Below are 4,775 nucleotides of genomic sequence, written 5' to 3'. Positions count from 1 at the left end.
CATCAGTTTAGTACATTTTGCTGTTACCTTACTGATACTTCTAATATACAAGCGTCTGCTTCTTTGAGCGCGTTTAGGATAAGAGATAAGGATCACCACTTGAGCGGCAGTTGCTCTGAGCGCGTTTTTGCCAAGTAACCAGGGAACCCAACACCAAAGTTTTGGCATCATTTCCCGTTATTTGGTTAAGCGAAGAAAGCTGGCTTAAAGAGCACGTTTTGGCTATGTGGTGGAGAATGAAGTTCATCAAACGCAGTAATCCCAAGTTGTAGCCACGTAAGCTTGAAGAAGATGCCTGCCGCTGAAAGAAGAAACGAGCAAACCAACAATTGAAAGCGCTACCCAAATGTGCTATATTTTGAAGAGTAATCATACTGATGTATTAGTTTTGGTGTGAAAGTTCCATTCACAACTCTGGTTATAAATATTTAGCACATTACCGATAAAATGGAGGATTATGTATGAAAGTCAGTCGTAAATTATTATCGATCACCCCTGAGGGCAATGATTTGTTGGTGAAAACCGATGGTGCCCAATTCCAAATTTATCTTTTGGATGATAATATCATCCGAATTCGGGGAACTTTTAAGGATCAATTTGATCCTGAAGAATCGTACGCATTGGTTAAGACCGCTTGGAACGATCAACTGGACAACTTATTTCAAGATGAACGCCAAAAGGTGACGCCGTTGCCAATCAAGGCTGAAGACAAGGGGAGTGAGTACCTCATTGCCGGGCCTAAATATGGTTTGCATATTAGTAAGGATCCCTTTGAGTTCAAGATCACCGATAAAGCTGGAACCGTATTGCATGAGGACCTGCCTAAACGTTCATTCATGCAGGACGACCTTGGCCGTTCTTACCATTATTCCAAGATGGGCGATCACAACTTCTTCTATGGGTTTGGGGAGAAGTCTGGCGAATTGAACAAATTCAAACGACGGATGCGGATGCATAATACGGATTCACTCGGTTGGAACGCTGCGAAATCCGATCCATTGTACAAGATGATTCCTTTCTATATTAATTTAGATTCTACGTTGAACACGGCGACAGGGATGTTCTACAATAATTCCTACGATTCAGTCTTTGACATGGATAGTGAGCACAGCAACTATTGGAAGCGGTTCAGCTATTTTGAGTGTGACGGCGGCGATGTTGACCTGTTCTTCATTGGCGGGCCGACGGTTAAAGATGTCGTTGAACACTACACGGATTTAACTGGCAAGAGCGCTTTGGCACCGTTGGCTTCATTCGGTTATATGGGCTCGACGATGTATTACACCGAGCTGGATAACAATGCTGATCAAGCCATTCTTGATTTCGTGGACACTTGTAAGAAGAACGGAATTCCGTGTGATGGGTTCTTCCTGTCATCCGGCTACACTTCCGGTGAGGATGGCAAACGCTATGTCTTCAACTGGAACAAGAAACGTTTCCCAGACCCCGATCAATTTATTGAAGAACTAAAGAAGCGTGGCGTTTTATTGGCACCGAATATTAAGCCGGGCATGCTGTTAACCCACCCATTTATGAAGGACTTCGAAGCTGGGAACGCCTTTGTTAAAACTCCAGATAAACAGGGCTATGAAGTTGATCAATATTGGGGCGGAGATGCCCACTTTATCGATTTCACCAGTGAAGCTGGTCGCAATACCTGGAATGACTTTATGACCAAGGCACTCTTGTCTAAAGGGGTGACCTCAATTTGGAATGACAATAATGAATACGAAATTAATAATGGTCGAGCACAGGTTGAAGCAGACGGCTTGGGTAAACCAATCGAAGCGCTAAAGCCAATCATGTCAACGATGATGGCAAAATCCGCCAAGAAAGCCATTCATGATTATAATCCAAACGTTCGGCCATATATTACCAACCGGGCGGGCTTTGCCGGGATCCAACGGTATGCTCAGACCTGGGCGGGGGATAACCGGACTTCCTGGACCAATGTGAAGTATAACGTGCCCACTATTTTAGGGATGGGACTTTCTGGGGTTGCCAATCAAGGCTGTGATATTGGTGGCTTTGACGGCCCAGCTCCTGAACCGGAACTATTTGTACGATGGGTTCAAAACGGAATCTTCCAGCCTCGGTTCTCAATTCATTCGTCAAATGACGACAATACGGTCACCGAACCCTGGATGTATCCAAAGTACACATCGTATATCCGCGATGCAATTCGTTTGCGTTATCGACTAGTCCCTTACTTCTATTCATTGTTGTTTGAGGCTTCCATCAAAGGCTCACCAATCATGCGGCCATTGGTTTATGAGTTCCAAGATGATCCAAAGGTATTGGAAGAGAGCTTTGAATTTATGCTGGGGTCATCATTGCTGGTTGCCAACGTCTTAGATAAGGGTCAAACGGTTAAACCGGTGTATCTGCCTAAGGGCGCCAAATGGGTTGATCTGGCTGACGGACATTATTATGAGGGTGGCCAAACGATTCAAGTGCCGGTTGATCTTCATAGCATTCCAATGTTCTTGAGGACTGGCGGCATTATTCCGACGGCACCAGGACTGACCAATATCCATAATCAAACAATCGAAAATCTTAATTTGTTAGTTGAGCCATCCGCTGAGAGTTCATTTACCCTCTATGAAGATGACGGCAAGACCAATGATTATCAAAGTGGTGACTACTTAACCACCCACTATCATGTGACGAGTTCAGATGATGGCGTGATTGTGGATGTCCACAATGCTGGCAAATATGCATCGAAGGTTAAGCACTTTAAGCTTGAGGTTCTCTGCCCAGAGACGGCCCCAGCCCAAGTATCGATTATGGACAAAGAAATCCAGCAGTTCTTGAACTACGATAAGTTCACAGAGGCCAAACAGGGCTGGTTCTTCAACGGTGAGAATCGCCGAGTAATTGTTAAATTTGACCGACCAAACGAAGCGGATTATCAGATCAACCTGAACTTTAGTGTGAAGGATTTGATTTCGATCTAAATGTGCGACCAGCAACGGGTTGGTACGGTAATATAACGGGTTCCGGCCAATAATCTTGATTCTTAGGATTATTGGCCGGAACCCGTTATATTGTTAGACAAGCATCAGTTGCGTCGGAGCACCATTTATCTATGTATCAGGAACATTGATCATGGTATTTTGAGAAGATTCCAGCATTGCTTGAACTGTTGGGGCTCAGGCACTGCAACGTGTCTTTCTGTCATTAATATGGAGAACGAATTTTCCCGGGCCTGTCAGACAAATGGAAATTATCCAACAATTGAGCCATGATCAATCCGAACGACGATGTCACATAAGAAATTGAGATCATCTTTATTATGACTAGCTAAAACAATGGTAGACCCATGCTCAGCTTCAGCCTTCAGAGTTTGTCGTAACCGCGTGGTACTTTCTTGGTCTAATCCGTTAGTGGGTTCGTCTAACAAGAGTAGATTTGGTTTTTCAAAAAGCGCTTGGGCAATGCTGAGCTTTTGCCGCATACCTAGCGAATACTTTGCAACTTTGGTATTCCATTCTGGCTCAGACAAGCCAATTCGCTGGAACGTTGACTTAATATCATTAACGGTCGCTTGATGTTTGATCTTACTGAGGGCAACCAAGTTTTGAAGACCCGTTAGATCTTTTGGAAATTCCGTATTTTCAATGGTGACGCCCATACTTTTTGGAAAATCAATTTGGTTATGCAGTACTTCTCCATCGATGATCACCTTACCGGAACTTGGAATCAATAAGCCGGCAATTGCTCGAATCAACATTGTTTTCCCCGACCCGTTTCGACCAGCTAAGCCATAGATTTTACCTTTATCAAATTGATACGAAATGTTATTCAATATGACATTTTTCCTAATCTTTTTTGAAACATTTACCAGTTTAACAGTCATTTTAGAATCATCCTTTCAAGAAGTCGTAACGCTTTAAGAGGGCAGAGAGGCATCCTAGGGCTATCCCAATTTCACCAATGCTTACTAATACCTGAGGTAAATAAGAAATAGTTTTTAAGCGATAAGCGTTTAACAACTGGGGAACGAGTAAGTAATTAAGGGTGCTTAGTTTTGGATTCAGTGACAACCAACTTCCAAAGAAAACACAACCTATATAAACCGTAAACAAAGAAACATACGCCAGCGCAGGATCATAATTTAACCAGAAACAAGCGAATATAAACAATAACAATATCCACGAGAGGAGAAGAATGATGAAAATATTCATCATTCTGAGGGTGATTCCAGACACTAACATAAGCAGAATGCTGTGAATACCAGCCTGCACGAGTGAAACAATTAAAATTAATTTAACGAATTGTCGGATAAGGTGTGTCCGTTTTTGGTAACGAGTGACAATACTAGTCATGGTTGAAAAAAAGCGTTGATCTAAAAATGATGAAAAGACATAACTAACAGCTAGCACTAATAGTAAATTAGTCGATAAGTCTAAAACGTTGAATCGATAATTGAGACCAAGTAAGTTGGATTGATTGACTAGCAACCCATAAAGACTATATAGTCCATTGATTATCAGCAACAGACCTGTTAACCTCTTTAGATTCATAGGATCTCCTTATGACGAGTAGCTTTTCTGGCAATGATCAAACTGGCAATAAGGACGAGTAACAAGCGAGCAAACGACCTAATAACGATTAAGATTGTTAATTGACCACTGAAGAAACTAGAAAAAAGATTAATTTCATTTAAAGGAATCCAGAAATGAAAAATACGGGTCATAATGCTAGCAAGGGTATTCAAACTGTAAAAGGCACCCGTAAAATGTAGGAAAACGGCAGGTTAGAACTGTTGGTTT

2 protein-coding genes are annotated in these 4,775 nt (G+C 42.3%); one reads left to right on the top strand and one right to left on the bottom strand.

Annotated elements, in window-relative coordinates; genetic code table 11:
* The first annotated feature begins 461 nt into the window (after positions 1-461).
* Entirely contained in the window at positions 462-2,957 is a 2,496-nt protein-coding gene (locus FD12_RS07725) for a glycoside hydrolase family 31 protein (RefSeq protein ID WP_056982473.1), read from the top strand.
* Between the two features lie 269 nt (positions 2,958-3,226).
* On the opposite strand, the gene FD12_RS07720 is transcribed toward FD12_RS07725, so the two are convergent.
* Positions 3,227-3,859: an ABC transporter ATP-binding protein gene (locus FD12_RS07720; protein WP_054749107.1), complete on the bottom strand. Its 633-nt coding sequence runs from the start codon at positions 3,857-3,859 to the stop codon at positions 3,227-3,229.
* Positions 3,860-4,775 lie beyond the last annotated feature (916 nt).

The organism is Lentilactobacillus rapi DSM 19907 = JCM 15042 (genome assembly GCF_001436255.1).
Lineage (GTDB): Bacteria > Bacillota > Bacilli > Lactobacillales > Lactobacillaceae > Lentilactobacillus > Lentilactobacillus rapi.
Note: the sequence above shows the minus strand (reverse complement) of the source record. Positions and strands in the feature narration are given on the sequence as shown.